This is a genomic window from Ruegeria sp. (assembly GCF_965221235.1).
Taxonomy (GTDB): Bacteria; Pseudomonadota; Alphaproteobacteria; order Rhodobacterales; family Rhodobacteraceae; genus Ruegeria.
The window spans coordinates 743,330-757,780 of sequence record NZ_CBDCRS010000004.1 but is presented as its reverse complement, the minus strand read 5'-3'; the positions used below and the strand labels follow the sequence as shown (position 1 = coordinate 757,780).

Sequence of the window (14,451 nt, the reverse complement as noted above, 5' to 3'; positions counted from 1 at the left end):
CATGGCCGACATTGATTACTATTTTGCGACACTCTCGCCATTCACATATCTGGCAGGGTCCAGGCTGGAAGAAATCGCGGCCAAACATGGCGCAACAATCAACTACAAACCGCTGGACATCATGGCGCTGTTTGCGCGCACCGGGGGCACTCCGCCCAAGGATCGGCACAAATCCCGGATTGAGTACCGTGCGCAGGAATTGGTGCGGCAGTCCGGCACGCTGGGGCTGCCGTTCAACCTGCAACCGGCGCATTGGCCGACGAATATGGCGCCGTCTTCATACGCGGTGATTGCGGCAGTCAAGGATGGATCTGGCGATGTGGGCAAACTGGTCCAATCCTTCCTGCGCGCCTGCTGGGCCGAGGAAAAGGACATCGCGCAGGATGAAGTGATCCGCGATTGCCTGACGCAAGCGGGTTTTGATCCCAGCCTCGCCGATAGTGGACTGCTGGTCGGAGCCGAAACCTATGCCGCCAATCTGGAAGAGGCTGTGGACCGCGGCGTCTTTGGCGCGCCGTTCTACATCACCGAAGATGATCAGAGGTTCTGGGGACAGGATCGACTGGACGATCTGGACCGGCATCTGGCCACTATGAAGGGCGCTTAAAGCAGGGCGAGGAACTGGTCGATATCGTCTGCGCTGATCGACCAGTCACAGACGAGGCGGCAGGCGAGGGGTTCTTCGTCATCTGCCCCGTTCAATTCAGCGCCCCATAGGTGATAGACCGCTCCGGCCTCGTGCAATTGTTTGTGCCGGGCGCGGGAAAACTCAGCAAAGACCATATTGGCCTGCGGTTCATGCAGAAAGGACGCGCCTTTGGCACGCAGACCATCAACCAGACGCGCGCAGTTGTCGTTTGCTTGGCGGGCCATTTGCAGCCACAGGTCGTCTTTCAGATAAGCTGCCATCTGGGCGGACAGGTATCGGTGTTTCGAAAACAGATGCGCACCGCGCTTGCGGCGCAGCTCGAATTCCCAGGCTTTGGCTTCGTCAAAGAAGACGACCGCCTCAACCCCCATGAGTCCGTTCTTGGTACCGCCAAAGCTGACCGCGTCCACACCCGATTTCCAGGTCATCTCAGCCGGGGAACAGTCCAGCGCGACAAGCGCATTGGTTAACCGCGCGCCATCCAGATGGACGGGCAGGTTGTATTCCTTCGCCACACCGCACAGTGCCTGCAACTCGCCCAGCGAATAGACTGAGCCGCGTTCGGTCACCTGCGTGATCGACACAGGGCCGCGCTGCGGGCCATGCACGCCACGAGTTTCCTCGGCCAGAATCGACCGACGCAAGGCTTCGGGGTCCATCTTGTCGTCGCCCGGAACAAGCGTCAGCTTTGCACCGCTGTAGAATTCCGGCGCGTTGCACTCATCTTCGTGGATATGCGCGACCGGAGAGCAAAAGATCGTCTCCCACGGGTTTGTCAGCGTCGACAGCGCCAGCACGTTGGCTGCCGTCCCTGTGGCCACCAGATATACCGCTGCGCCCGGAGCCTCAAAAATACCACGAATGCGATCCCGCACCTCGTTCATCAGAGTGTCGGCCCCGTAGGCCATCTGATACCCCTGATTGGCTTCGTTCAATGCGGCCATGACTTGCGGGTGAACCGGGCCGGAATTGTCAGAGGCGAAGTACATCAGTTGGGCTCCTCGATTATATAGTCTTCCCACTCTTCCATGGGGGTTTCGAACTCAGACACCGTGCGTCCCTGAACCGAGACTCCGGCGGCATGCACGCTGTCCGGCGTACCAGATATCAAAGGGTGCCAGTCGTAAAGAGGTTTCCCTTCCCACAGCAGACGATAGGCGCAGGTTTGCGGCAGCCAATAGGCGTGGTCGTCGATGTTATCGGGCTTCATCACGATACATTCCGGCACGAATTGGTGACGGATGTCGTATTGCGTGCAGCGGCAGCTTTCATCGTCCAGCAGGCGGCAAGCGACGCAGGTGAGGGCGACTTCGCCGGTGTCCTCATCCTCCAGCTTGTTCAGACAGCATTTGCCGCAGCCGTCGCACAGCGCTTCCCATTCGCGCTGGTTCATCTTGGTCAGCGGCTTGCGCTCCCAGAAACGCGCGCTTAGGCCGTTGCGGTCAATCGGGTCTGTGGTCATACCGCTGCCAGCCGGGCGCGGGCCTTGTCGCAATCAGCGTCCATCTGCGCGATCAGGCCGTCCAGACCATCAAAGGTCATTTCGGGGCGAAGGTACTCAACCAGCCCGACAGATAGGGTGGAGCCATAAAGGTCGCCTGAAAAATCGAACAGGAAGGTTTCGATATTGGGCACTTCGCCATTAAACATCGGCCGCGTGCCGACCGAGGCCGCCCCGTGGTAGCTGCCCTGATGCGGGCCGTCCAATACATCAACCAGCACCGCGTAGACGCCGAATTTCGGCGGGTGCAGTCCTTCGATTGACATATTTGCGGTTGGAAAGCCCAGCTCGCGCCCGCGCTGTTCCCCGCCGATCACTTCGCCTTCGATCCGGTGCCAGTGACCCAGCATTGAGGCGGCGTCGTGGGGGCGACCCTCGGTAAGCGCAGTACGGATCGCAGTAGAGGACACAACATTCTCGGACCGCTCCATCAGCGGCGCAATCGTGACGCCAAAGCCCATCTCTTGCCCAAATCGAACCATGTCCTCAGCCGTGCCACTGCGGCCTTTGCCGAAACAAAAATCGGCTCCGACGACCACATGCGACAGGCCCAGGCCGTCGCAGATAACGTTGCGGGCGAACTCGTCCGGTGTCAGCCCTGCCAGAGCGGCGTTGAAGGGCAGTTCGTACAGTTTCTGAACCCCCAGCTTTTCCAAACGGTGCGCACGCGCGTTGCCGCGCATCAGGCGAAAGGGCGGGGTGTCGGGGGCAAAGTACTCGCGCGGGTGCGGCTCAAAGGTCAACACCCCCAGCGGTGCGTCGGGCGCGGCCTTCCGCGCCAGTTCGATCACCGACTGGTGGCCGATGTGAACGCCGTCAAAATTCCCGATCGCCACACTGGCGCCGCGGTCCTGAGGCTCGGTGAATTGAAAATCCCGGATGATGCGCATGAGGGTTTGCGTAGCGGGGCTGGGGAACATGTTCAAGCGTCAGAATGAATTTTGACGATGCTGGAGCACACATACCAACAACCGCTTCCCGATTGGGCAGCGTCGACCGTGAATTCTGATTGCCGACAACTGCTTGAGTTCAAAAAAATTCTAAGTGTAGACTGAAAGCCTGACCTACGGGAACGCGGTGTTCCGGGTTGGGAACCTGACGCGGTTCAGGGGAACCCGGCAAAGGAGGCATAGCTGTGTACAGATTGCGATTGTTCGCGATACGCCATGCCCGTTCTTTCGAGTGGATATACAAGTGTGTCGAACGGGGCATGGTCGCGCTGGATCCGGTATTCGCAAAAATCGGGTACAACCGCGTGGAACGCCCCATTGCGTTGGTCGAAAAAGGTGTGAAGACTCTGTTGTTCGACTGCAAAATGTGCGGACAATGCGTTTTGTCTTCGACCGGAATGTCCTGCCCGATGAACTGCCCGAAGCAATTGCGCAACGGCCCATGCGGCGGCGTGAGGCCCGGCGAGTTCTGCGAAGTGAAGCCCGACATGAAATGCGTTTGGGCCTTGGCGTGGGACGGGGCCAGTCGAATGCGCGACGGATCTGACAAGATAAAGGAAGTGTTGCCGCCGGTTGAGCATACATTGCGCGGCTCGTCCTCTTGGCTGCGGGTCAGTCGGGAAATCGCGGCGAAAGAACGCAAGGCCCGGGATGCAGCGCGCGAGACGCTGGCTCAGGCGTTTCCCGAGGCACGCAAGAACGAACCGTCCGCTGCGCCACTGGCCGCCGAACCGCCTAACGCGGTGAACCGGGAACTGAAGAAATGAGCGATACGCGACATGGTGAAGTAGAAGCCACAGGCTATGTCCCGGTGCCCGAGGGATACGTGTCGCACAGTCGGTTAGAGAGGGTCTTGCGCTCGGGCCGTTTTGCGGTGACAGCAGAATTGAACCCACCCGACAGCGCCGATCCAGAGGATGTGTTCCAGGCCGCGCAGCCTCTGGGCGAAGTGGCAGATGCAATCAATGCGACCGACGCTTCGGGGGCCAACTGTCATATGTCGTCGATCGGGATTTGCGCGCTACTGACACGGGCGGGATATTCGCCGGTCTATCAGATCTCCTGCCGCGACCGGAACCGGATCGCAATTCAAGGCGATGTGCTGGGGGCGGCTGCTCTGGGTGTTAGCAATGTTTTATGCCTGACGGGAGACGGCGTTGGCGTCGGAGACCAGCCCGGGGCTAAGCCGGTGTTCGATTTTGACTCACTTACGTTGTTGCGCACTATTCGAACCATGCGCGACCACGGAACGTTTCTGTCCGGTCGCAAGATCACACGTCCACCGCAACTGTTTCTGGGGGCGGCAGAGAACCCCTGCATTCCGCCTTATGACTGGCGTCCGGACCGGCTGGCAAAGAAGGTTGAGGCCGGGGCAGAGTATATTCAGACCAACTATATCTATGACATTCCGCTGTTTGAAAAATTCATGACTCGGGTGCGGGATAGCGGTTTGGACAAAAAGGTTTTCATAATCGCAGGGGTTGGTCCGATTGCATCGGCACGTGCAGCGCGATGGATGCGCAGCAATGTGCCCGGAGTTCACATTCCGGATACGGTCATTGAACGGATGGAGAAAGCTGACAAGTCAGCCGACGAGGGTAAGAAAATATGCGTTGAGCTGATCCAGCAGATTCAGGAAATCGCCGGGGTTTCAGGGGTGCATGTTATGGCCTACCGGCGCGAACACTTGGTTTCTGAAATCATAATGGAATCCGGTGCTTTGAAGGGGCGCAAGCGTACACGCAAAACCTGATGGGCCTCAGTGGCGACGTGAGTGATATGCGGGCATCAAACAAAAATGGCGCCGAACGGGCGCCTTTTGACTTAATTTTCACGTAGATCAGTCGAACTTGCGTGATGGTGCCAGAACCATCGCTTCGCCGATCAGAACCTTTTTGCCGTCAACGGCGCAGTGGCAATCCAGCTTCACGCGACGCTTGGCAAAATCAATGTCGATCACCTTGACCTCGGCATAGACCATGTCGCCAGGGCGCACGGGAGCGAGGAACTTGAGCGATTGGCCCATATAGACCGTGCCGTGACCCGGTAGTTGTTCGCCGATCACGGCCGAGATCAGACCTGCCGTCAGCATGCCATGCGCGATGCGCCCCTCGAAGATCGTGTCGCGGGCATAGTCGTCATCCAGATGCACCGGATTCCGGTCGGTTGAGACCTGAGCGAACATCTCGATATCCTCGTCCGTCACCACTTTGCGCAGGTAACGGGTCATGCCCATCTCGATGTCCTCGATACAGATCGTGCCGCGCGGAAGATTGTCCAACATGTCGCCCTCACTTAAATCCGTTGGGCAACAAAACAATCAAAGTTACCCCTGTTCGGCAACTTTATTACTTCGCAAGCGCAGAAAATCAAGCCTTTTCTGCTTAGCGAAGGCGGCCAATTGTATACGTGGGATTGATATTTTCCCTTGCGATATAATCGGTTAGGGATTCGTGGTGCGGATGGTGCTCAGTTTTTGTTTCTGCGGCCGCCAATCCACCCGAGATGAACAGAGAATCAATCCCTTCTCCCATACCGCCCAGAATGTCGGTATGCGGGCCATCTCCGATCACCAGAATGTCGCCATCGGGGATGTCGTGACCCAGTTCCTGCAACCGGCGGCGCGCCAGATCATAGATCGGCGGATGCGGTTTGCCGAAATACAGGCTTTCACCACCCATCTCGGTGTAAAGCTTTGCCAGAGCGCCAGCACACCATTCCCGAACCTCGCCCCGGTCGACCACAATGTCAGGGTTCGCACAGAGCAGTTTCATGCCCTTCTGCTTGGCATATAGGAAATCCGGGCGGTTCACCGCAGGGTCCGCCATCGGATCAAACGGGCCACAGCAGACGATGCCCTCGGCCTCATCCAGAGGGACTCGTTCGATATGGATCGGGTGATGCAGTATTTTTAGAGGCTCGAAGAAACCGGCGTCGCGCTGCCACTCCCCCATGAAATAGACCTTGTGACCGACGGCCCCGCGGAACATCGCGGACCGCGCGGAATCTCCGCTGGTGGCGATGGTGTCATAGGCGTCAGCCGGCACATTGAACTGGCCTAACTGCACGGCCACGCCAGCGCGCGGTTTCGGAGAATTTGTGACCAAAACAACAACCCCGCCCCGCGCGCGGTAATCCTGCAATGCAGCGACGGCCTCGGGGAACGCTGTGATGCCATTGTGGACGCAGCCCCAAAGATCGACGAACAGTGCTTTGTAACGGTCGGATACTTCTGAAAGCGAATGGATGATCTGGGTCATTGGGTCTCTTTCGGCACAGGACTGCGTATTGCCAAGGCTATGGCAGAGCTTGAGCCGATTTTCCAGAGCCTCGGAAAAAGGAAAAAGGCGGCCAAACCGGACGCCTTTTAAAAGCAGTTGTGTATTGATCAGACCTTAAGGTTCGGGATGATCTGTTTTTTGCGGCTCATGACGCCGGGCAGGACAACGGCATCGCCGTCGACGGATGCGCCAAAGCTCTTCTCGGCAACGCCCTTCACCAGATCGTTCGGCACCAGCAGGGTGGCTTCTTCGTTCAGGATGTCGACCACGAACAGCAGAACCTGATCGACGCCGTCTTCCTTGGCAACATCAACCATCGAGTCCGCCAGGCTGGCCTTGCGGTCCAGCACAACGCCCGGTGCAGTGGTTTCCAGAACCGAAACGCGGAACTTGGTGCCGTCGACTTCGTATTCCTTGCTGTCCATGCGGATCAGTTCGGCATCCGAGAACGAGGATACGTCCGATTTCGCTGCGAACATTTCTGCCGCATAGGCCGAGATATCCAGTTCCAGTTCCGCCGCCAGCTTTTCGGCCACTTCGCGGTCATGCGCGGTGGTGGTGGGCGAGCGGAATTCCAGCGTGTCGGACAGGATGCAGGTCAGTGCCGCGCCTTTGATGGCGTCGGGCATCTTGGCGGCGTCATCGCCCATCAGGTCGACCATGATGGTTGCGGTACAGGCCAGAGGGCGCACGGTGATGTCGATCGGGCCTTTGGTCTCAATCCCGCCAACCAGCTTGTGGTGGTCGATGATGGCGCGGATATCAGCGTCGTTGATATTGGCAGGCAGCTCGGCCGGGTTGTTGGTGTCCACGATCACCACCGGAGTGTCTGCGGCCAGATCGCCAAGGATGCGCGGCTTGGGCAGATCCCAGTTTTCCAGCATGAAAGCGGCTTCGGTGTTGGGTTCGCCCAACAGAACAGGCTCGGCCTGTTCGCCTTTGACTTCGTTCAGATACCAGGACCACAGGATCGGCGAGCCTGTGGAGTCGGTATCGGGGGATTTGTGGCCAAAAACTAGGGTTGTCATGTCAGCGTCCTGAGGATGGTAGATTTGCGCGCCTTATAGGTCGGTCTGCCGGGGTTGTCACCCGGCAGTGATCACGCTGCGACGGTTGGTCTGAGATCGCCCGATTGGTCAGAACGGAGCACGGGTCAGCGTGTAGCCCGCCGACTGCAATTGGTTCAGCAAACCGTGCTCATCGCTCAGATGTCCGGCCCCGACCGCGATAACTGCGGTTTGGTCCTGAATGTTCAGAATGTGCTTCATCCAGTTGTTGTTGCGTTCAATCAGCAGCTGGTTCTCGAACCCGTCCCATTCCTCGTCAAAAATCTCTTGCGATAAGCCCGAGGTTTCACGGCCCTGCAAACGTGCGAGTTGAATAATCTGACCATGTTGTTCCTCGATATAGGCGTTGGCCATGGTGGCAAGCTGGTCTTCGCTGCCAGCAAAGGCGTCGGCCATGCGGACGAGGGACTGCACCTGTTTCTCAATCGGGTGGCTGTTGAACATGGTCATCAGATCCTCGACCTGTTCAAGCGAGTGCTGCGGAATGTCATATTCATTGGCCATATCGGTCAGGCGCGCGTCCATTCCATAGTCGGCATCCGGGTCCTGGGTCATGCAGGGTGGGATGCCCAGCATCATGCTCAGGAACCATGGGCGCATTTTCGCGGCCATCCAGCTGGGAATACCACGATCGGCCAGTCCGCTAGAGAGGGCGGCCCAGTCCTCTTCGGGCATCAGTTCGATCAGGGTCGGGCCGGATGTGATCATGACCGGGCTCATGTCCTTTGCCAGACTCTGCTCGAACGCCTTTATTTCGTCTTGCGTCACTTCAAAATAGAAGGCGTCGGCTTCGCTCAGGACTGGCGTCAGGCGTTTGACCACGGCGCCCATACGCGGATCGCTGGTGTGCAGAGTTCCGATCAGGTGCAGGACGGCGTCGTCTTTGGTTGCGATCCAGTGATTGCCCTCGGTGAACGGAGTGTTGGCAATGGCCGCTTGCAGTTCGGATTGAATTTCCGGCGTCAGGTTCGCCCGCAAATCCTGCCCCTCGCACGCGGCGTGGGCGCTGATGGGCAGCAGTAAAGAGAAAAGGAAGAACAGAAAACGCATCAGGGCCACCGGTTGAACTTGCAATTGGAATATGGTGCGACCTTGCCGTGGCAAAGGCATGGGTGCAAGCGGCGAGGGACAGGGCGGTTGCAACTGTGTCTGGCATTCCACAGCAATTTCCCTAGCATGAAGCCATGGAGCGTGAGCAGGATCTTTATCCGCCCATTAAGGCGCTGTTAGAGCGTCAGGGCTATACCGTCAAAGGCGAGGTCGGTCCGGCCGATATCGTGGCCGTGCGCGGTGAAGATGAGCCAGTGATTGTCGAGCTTAAGCTTCGGTTTTCACTGGCATTGTTCCATCAGGCCATCACTCGGCTGAAAATCACCGATCAGGTTTATATCGCTGTTTGCAAACCCAAGGGACGCACCGCCCGACGGGCTTTGAAAGACAATCTTGCCCTGTGCCGACGTCTGGGGCTTGGCCTGATCACGGTGCGTGCGGACGGTACGGTCGAGGTGCAGTGCGATCCCGGACCCTATGCCCCACGCAAAGAGAAGGCTCGCGCGGCGCGGTTGCTGCGAGAGTTCGACCGGTTGCAGGGCGACCCCAACGCAGGCGGAGCAACCCGGCACGGGATTGTCACGGCCTATCGGCAGGACGCGTTGAAATGCGCGGCTCATCTGGCGGAATGCGGTGCCACCAAAGGGTCCGAGGTGGCAAAGGCAACCGGAGTCGCTGAGGCCACGCGCCTGATGCGTGACAATCACTACGGGTGGTTCGACAAGGTTGAAAAGGGCGTCTATGGCCTGACCGAAGCCGGGCAAGAGGGTTTGAAACACTGGGCCTACAGCTGGGAGCAGCCTGTCTGACGCTGATTGCCAAAAAATCCATCACAGCTTGTTGACTCGGGGATTTGAACTCCCTAGCTATGCGTCGTTATCACTCACACACTCCGAGTGCTAACGCCTCGTCGGAAGGCGAGGGGAGGATAGATAAACTTTGAGCCCAAGGAGCTACAAAGATGGCATTGAAACCGCTTCATGACCGTGTGCTGGTTCGCCGTACCGAAAGCGAAGAGAAAACCGCAGGCGGCCTGATCATTCCTGACAGCGCAAAAGAAAAGCCCAGCGAAGGCGAAGTCGTCGCAACCGGCGAAGGCGCGCGCAAGGACAGCGGCGAGCTGATCGCAATGGCTGTTAAAGCTGGCGACAAGATCCTGTTCGGCAAATGGTCGGGCACCGAGGTTCAGGTCGACGGCGAAGAGCTGCTGATGATGAAAGAAAGCGACATCATGGGGATCATCGAGTAAGCCGTCGCGCTTCTTCTGATCTTCATTCCAAACTTATTTCTCAAGGAGAAACGACATGGCTGCAAAGGACGTCAAGTTCGACACCGATGCCCGTAACCGCATGCTGGCAGGCGTAAACATCCTGGCCGATGCTGTTAAAGTGACCCTGGGCCCCAAAGGCCGCAACGTGGTTCTGGATAAATCCTTCGGCGCGCCGCGCATCACCAAAGACGGTGTTTCGGTTGCCAAGGAAATCGAACTGGAAGACAAGTTCGAAAACATGGGCGCGCAGATGGTGAAAGAAGTCGCCAGCCGCACCAATGACGAAGCCGGCGACGGCACCACCACCGCAACCGTTCTGGCTCAAGCCATCGTTCGCGAAGGTCTGAAGCAGGTTGCAGCGGGCCTGAACCCGATGGACCTGAAGCGCGGCATCGACCTGGCGACCGCCAAGGTTGTTGAAGGCATCAAAGACGCGTCGCGCGAAGTCAAAGACTCGGCCGAAGTTGCTCAGGTTGGCACCATCTCGGCCAACGGCGAAGCCGAAATCGGCCAGCAGATCGCAGACGCGATGCAGAAGGTTGGCAACGAAGGCGTTATCACCGTCGAAGAAAACAAAGGTCTGGAAACCGAGACCGATGTTGTCGAAGGTATGCAGTTCGACCGCGGCTACCTGTCGCCTTACTTCGTCACCAACGCAGACAAGATGATCGCAGAACTCGACGATTGCATGATCCTGCTGCACGAAAAGAAACTGTCCTCGCTGCAGCCGATGGTTCCGCTTCTGGAACAGGTGATCCAGTCGCAGAAACCTCTGCTGATCATCGCGGAAGATGTTGAAGGCGAAGCGCTGGCAACTCTGGTTGTCAACAAACTGCGCGGCGGCCTGAAAATTGCTGCTGTCAAAGCACCGGGCTTCGGCGATCGCCGCAAAGCCATGCTGCAGGACATCGCGATCCTGACTGGTGGTCAGGTCATCTCGGAAGATCTGGGTATGAAGCTTGAGTCCGTCACCATGGACATGCTGGGCACCGCCAAGAAGATCGAGATCACCAAAGACGAAACCACCATCGTTGACGGTGCAGGCGAGAAAGCCGAGATCGAAGCACGTGTTGCTCAGATCCGCACTCAGATCGAAGAAACCTCGTCGGATTACGACCGTGAGAAGCTGCAAGAGCGCGTTGCCAAACTGGCAGGTGGTGTTGCCGTGATCCGCGTCGGCGGCATGACCGAAGTTGAAGTGAAAGAGCGTAAGGACCGTGTGGACGATGCTCTGAACGCGACCCGCGCTGCTGTGCAGGAAGGCGTTGTCGTCGGCGGTGGTGTTGCTCTGGTTCAGGCCGGTAAAGCACTGGAAACTCTGGAAGGCGCAAACGCTGACCAGAACGCAGGCATCAACATCGTTCGTAAGGCAATCGAAGCACCTCTGCGCCAGATCGCCGAGAACGCAGGTGTCGACGGTGCGGTTGTTGCTGGCAAGGTTCGCGAAAGCGGCGACGCAGCATTCGGCTTCAACGCGCAGACCGAAGAATATGGCGACATGTTCTCGTTCGGCGTGATTGACCCGGCCAAAGTTGTCCGTACCGCTCTGGAAGATGCGGCATCGGTTGCTGGCCTGCTGGTCACCACCGAAGCAATGGTTGCTGACAAGCCGCAGAAAGATGCGCCTGCTGCAGGCGGCATGCCCGACATGGGCGGCATGGGCGGCATGATGTAATCGGCCCACGCCTAGTGGTAAGAATAGCGGGGTCGCCTTTGGGCGGCCCCGTTTCGTTTTGAATAGCTGCTATGCGCCTATGCCTCTGGCAGAGGAACTTTGGAATAGAAGAAGCCTATGGCGCATGGCGCAGGAATGTGAGTGTGCAAACCATGCGGATCGGGTTATGCGGTTGATATGAGATTGTTTCTGCTGACCGCCCTGACCATGTGCGCCTTTGCGGCGAATTCGATCCTGAACCGTCTGGCTATTGACAGCGGCGCCAGTGATCCCGCCGGTTTTGCCGTCGTCCGGGTTTTGGCAGGGGCTTTGGTTTTGGCGTTTCTGGTCTGGTTGCGTGGCGGACACTTGCCATTGTTGAGCCGTCGCCGCATCGCGGGGGCAGGGGCATTGTCGCTCTATATGATCGGGTTCTCAGTGGCATATCTGACATTGGATGCCGGGCTTGGCGCGCTGATCCTGTTCGGTGTTGTGCAGATCGCCATGTTCACGGTCACGTCGATTGCAGGGAATATGCCGCAGGTTCGTCAGGCCAGCGGTGCCGTGATTGCTCTGGCAGGGTTGGCATATGTGCTTTGGCCGTCGGGCGCGGTGCAGGTCAATCCGGTTGGAGCCGCGCTGATGGTAGCGGCGGGGATTGGCTGGGCGATCTATACTCTGGTGGGCCGGTTCGAGCCGGATGCGCTGGCCGGAACGGCGGCCAACTTTGTGGTTGCCTTGCCGATAACAGCGCTGGCTTTGTTCGCAACAGGGATTGAGTGGCATATGTCGCTGGCCGGATATGCTCTGGCGACCTTGTCTGGCGGTGTTACATCAGGTCTGGGATACGCGCTTTGGTACCGCGTCCTGCCGCAGCTGGCGCCCGCCACAGCGGCAGTTGTTCAACTGAGCGTCCCGATTATCGCCATCGCCGGAGGGGTTGCCATTTTGGGCGAAGCCATCAATCTACGCCTGATCCTTGGTACCGTGTTGGTTCTTGGGGGCATTGCTCTGGCCGTTCTGCGGCTGAAACCGCGTCAGGGGGTTTAATCGGTTCTGGTTAGGCTTTATCTGGCGGCTATGAGATACCTGCTCGCCCTTTTCTTGTTGCTCGTCCCGGTCGCGGCCCACGCGAAATGTGTAGTGCTGTTGCACGGTCTCGCACGCACCGAAGCCTCCTTCACGGTGATGGAGCAATTGTTCAAAGCGCACGACTACACCGTGGTGCGTCCAGGCTATCCGTCGACAGATCTGCCCATTCCCGAGTTGGCCGATCGGACCCTGCCGGGCGCGTTTGCAGCGTGTGGTGGCGACACGGTAAACGTGGTGGCGCATTCGATGGGCGGCATCCTGTTGCGGTATTGGCTGCAGGACCATCACCCTGAGAATCTGGGCCGCGTCGTCATGCTTGGTCCGCCCAATCAGGGCAGTCAGTTGGTGGATGAGCTGGGCGCTTATGAGGTGTTCGGCATGCTGCACGGCCCTGCCGGGCAGGCGCTGGGTACTGGTCCCGAGGGCATTCCACGGCAACTCCCACCCGTGGATTTCGAGCTGGGCGTGATTGCGGGCAAGAACTCGTTGAATCCGGTGTTTTCGTCGATCATTGACGGCAAGGATGATGGGAAGGTCTCGGTCGAAACCACAAAGGTCGAGGGTATGAAGGATCACATTGTCCTGCCTGTGACCCACACCTTCATGATGAACAACCCGCGGGTGATGGCGCAAGCGCTGCACTTCATAGAATTCGGGCAGTTCGATCCCCAGATCACCTGGCTGGACGGTGTGTTGGATATTATTGACGAGATTTGCATCGGGCAGGATTGCTCGGAACCCGCATCGGAGCCGACCCAATGACTGCATTGGATCTGACCCTGACCGGTGCAGATGTGCTTTTGCCAGAGCAAGGCCTTGTACCGGCTGACCTGTCGCTGGCGGAAGGGGTTGTCCAATCCGGGCGTAGTGGGCGGACCATAGACCTGTCGGGCTATCTTGTGCTGCCTGGCATAATCGACCTGCATGGCGACGGGTTTGAACGCCACATCGCGCCGCGCCGTGGGGCGATGAAACAGATGGAAGAGGGCATCCTCTCAGTCGAGGCTGAACTTGCCGCCAATGGCATCACCACCGCCGTTCTGGCCCAGTTCCACAGCTGGGAAGGCGGCGTGCGCGGCCCCGAATTCGCCGAACAGGTGTTCGGTGCGATTGCGTCGGTCAGGGATCACGTTGTCACCGACCTGATGCCGCAATTGCGGTTCGAGACGCATATGCTGGATGATTACGCGGGCCTGCCTCAGCGCATCGCTGAATGGTGCGTGCCATATGTGGTGTTCAATGACCACCTTCCGCATGATCGGCTGGCAGAAGGTCGCAAGCCGCCCCGTCTTACAGGTCAGGCCCTGAAGGCTGGGCGAAACCCTGACAAACATTTCGACATGCTGCTATCCATGCACGCCCGTCGTGCTGAAGTTCCAGCCGCACTGGACGCACTATGCGCAACCCTTACCGCGCAGGGCATCCGTTTGGGCAGTCATGATGACGGCACCGCTGAAACCCGCGCAGAGTGGCGCGCACGTGGGGCGCAAATTTCGGAATTCCCCGAAACCCTTGAGGCCGCCGAGGCCGCACGTACCGCCGGAGATCATATCATCCTTGGCTCACCCAACGTCGTGCGTGGCGGGTCGCACAAGGGAAATGCCAGCGCGCTGGACCTGATCGCGATGGGGTATTGCGACGCGCTGGCTTCGGACTATCACTATCCCAGTCCACGCCGCGCTGCTTTGATGATAGCCCGCTCGGGCCTGCTTGATCTGGCAGATGCGTGGGCTCTGGTGTCTTCGGGTCCTGCAGGGGTGCTGGGGTTGCAGGATCGGGGCACGCTGGCACCCGGCCAACGCGCCGATCTGGTGATCCTCGACGCAAAATCCCACCGCGTCTCTGCCACACTGGCGGGTGGGCGCGTTAGTTACATGGCCGGAGACATCGCCACGCGGTTCGTCAACTGAGCGATCCCGCGCGCATGTACGATGTTC

General features: G+C 58.6%; 16 protein-coding genes. 9 read left to right on the top strand and 7 right to left on the bottom strand.

Features of this window, described 5'->3' with window-relative positions; all coding sequences use genetic code 11:
- Position 1: 1 nt before the first annotated feature.
- Entirely contained in the window at positions 2 to 607 is a 606-nt protein-coding gene (locus tag ACOQOY_RS06855; RefSeq protein ID WP_420584716.1) for a 2-hydroxychromene-2-carboxylate isomerase, read from the top strand.
- Here ACOQOY_RS06855 and ACOQOY_RS06850 read toward each other — a convergent pair.
- The 3 genes from ACOQOY_RS06850 to ACOQOY_RS06840 are packed head-to-tail and all read right to left on the bottom strand — an operon-like array spanning position 604 to position 3,040.
- Positions 604 to 1,638, bottom strand: a complete 1,035-nt coding sequence (locus ACOQOY_RS06850) for a threonine aldolase family protein (protein ID WP_420584715.1) — start codon at positions 1,636 to 1,638, stop codon at positions 604 to 606. The genes ACOQOY_RS06855 and ACOQOY_RS06850 overlap by 4 nt on opposite strands.
- Positions 1,638 to 2,111 carry a YcgN family cysteine cluster protein gene (locus ACOQOY_RS06845; protein WP_420584714.1) on the bottom strand — a complete coding sequence of 158 codons (474 nt, stop codon included), beginning with the start codon at positions 2,109 to 2,111 and terminating at the stop codon, positions 1,638 to 1,640. The genes ACOQOY_RS06850 and ACOQOY_RS06845 overlap by 1 nt, the downstream gene beginning before the upstream one ends.
- A complete protein-coding gene (locus tag ACOQOY_RS06840) occupies positions 2,108 to 3,040 on the bottom strand; it encodes a bifunctional riboflavin kinase/FAD synthetase (RefSeq protein ID WP_420587221.1) in 933 nt (310 codons plus the stop codon). Before ACOQOY_RS06840 ends, ACOQOY_RS06845 begins: the two co-directional genes overlap by 4 nt.
- Before the next feature lie 320 nt (positions 3,041 to 3,360).
- On the opposite strand from ACOQOY_RS06840, the gene ACOQOY_RS06835 reads away from it, so the two are divergent.
- Together ACOQOY_RS06835 and ACOQOY_RS06830 are read left to right on the top strand one after the other, a co-directional pair.
- Positions 3,361 to 3,867: a methylenetetrahydrofolate reductase C-terminal domain-containing protein gene (locus tag ACOQOY_RS06835; RefSeq protein ID WP_420584713.1), complete on the top strand. Its 507-nt coding sequence runs from the start codon at positions 3,361 to 3,363 to the stop codon at positions 3,865 to 3,867.
- Entirely contained in the window at positions 3,864 to 4,853 is a 990-nt protein-coding gene (locus tag ACOQOY_RS06830; protein WP_420584712.1) for a methylenetetrahydrofolate reductase, read from the top strand. Before ACOQOY_RS06835 ends, ACOQOY_RS06830 begins: the two co-directional genes overlap by 4 nt.
- A gap of 87 nt (positions 4,854 to 4,940) precedes the next feature.
- On the opposite strand, the gene ACOQOY_RS06825 is transcribed toward ACOQOY_RS06830, so the two are convergent.
- From ACOQOY_RS06825 to ACOQOY_RS06810, 4 genes are all read right to left on the bottom strand, one after another.
- Positions 4,941 to 5,384 (bottom strand): MaoC family dehydratase, encoded by a 444-nt coding sequence (locus tag ACOQOY_RS06825; RefSeq protein ID WP_420584711.1) that lies wholly within the window; start codon positions 5,382 to 5,384, stop codon positions 4,941 to 4,943.
- 100 nt (positions 5,385 to 5,484) lie between these two features.
- A complete protein-coding gene (locus ACOQOY_RS06820; protein WP_420584710.1) occupies positions 5,485 to 6,360 on the bottom strand; it encodes an HAD family hydrolase in 876 nt (291 codons plus the stop codon).
- A gap of 128 nt (positions 6,361 to 6,488) precedes the next feature.
- Positions 6,489 to 7,409 carry a manganese-dependent inorganic pyrophosphatase gene (locus tag ACOQOY_RS06815; RefSeq protein WP_420584709.1) on the bottom strand — a complete coding sequence of 307 codons (921 nt, stop codon included), beginning with the start codon at positions 7,407 to 7,409 and terminating at the stop codon, positions 6,489 to 6,491.
- 108 nt (positions 7,410 to 7,517) lie between these two features.
- Positions 7,518 to 8,498, bottom strand: coding sequence for a TraB/GumN family protein (locus ACOQOY_RS06810; protein WP_420584708.1), 981 nt, complete (start codon positions 8,496 to 8,498; stop codon positions 7,518 to 7,520).
- Between the two features lie 134 nt (positions 8,499 to 8,632).
- On the opposite strand from ACOQOY_RS06810, the gene ACOQOY_RS06805 reads away from it, so the two are divergent.
- The 6 genes from ACOQOY_RS06805 (at position 8,633) to ACOQOY_RS06780 (ending at position 14,424) form a co-directional block, all read left to right on the top strand.
- Positions 8,633 to 9,307 (top strand): DUF2161 domain-containing phosphodiesterase, encoded by a 675-nt coding sequence (locus ACOQOY_RS06805; RefSeq protein ID WP_420584707.1) that lies wholly within the window; start codon positions 8,633 to 8,635, stop codon positions 9,305 to 9,307.
- Positions 9,308 to 9,459: 152 nt separating this feature from the next.
- Positions 9,460 to 9,747 (top strand): co-chaperone GroES, encoded by a 288-nt coding sequence (gene groES / locus ACOQOY_RS06800; RefSeq protein WP_170352338.1) that lies wholly within the window; start codon positions 9,460 to 9,462, stop codon positions 9,745 to 9,747.
- A gap of 55 nt (positions 9,748 to 9,802) precedes the next feature.
- Positions 9,803 to 11,443, top strand: a complete 1,641-nt coding sequence (gene groL / locus ACOQOY_RS06795; protein ID WP_420584706.1) for a chaperonin GroEL — start codon at positions 9,803 to 9,805, stop codon at positions 11,441 to 11,443.
- Positions 11,444 to 11,620: 177 nt separating this feature from the next.
- Entirely contained in the window at positions 11,621 to 12,472 is an 852-nt protein-coding gene (locus ACOQOY_RS06790) for a DMT family transporter (RefSeq protein ID WP_420584705.1), read from the top strand.
- Between the two features lie 30 nt (positions 12,473 to 12,502).
- Positions 12,503 to 13,276, top strand: a complete 774-nt coding sequence (locus tag ACOQOY_RS06785; protein WP_420584704.1) for an esterase/lipase family protein — start codon at positions 12,503 to 12,505, stop codon at positions 13,274 to 13,276.
- Positions 13,273 to 14,424 (top strand): alpha-D-ribose 1-methylphosphonate 5-triphosphate diphosphatase, encoded by a 1,152-nt coding sequence (locus tag ACOQOY_RS06780; protein WP_420584703.1) that lies wholly within the window; start codon positions 13,273 to 13,275, stop codon positions 14,422 to 14,424. Before ACOQOY_RS06785 ends, ACOQOY_RS06780 begins: the two co-directional genes overlap by 4 nt.
- Positions 14,425 to 14,451 lie beyond the last annotated feature (27 nt).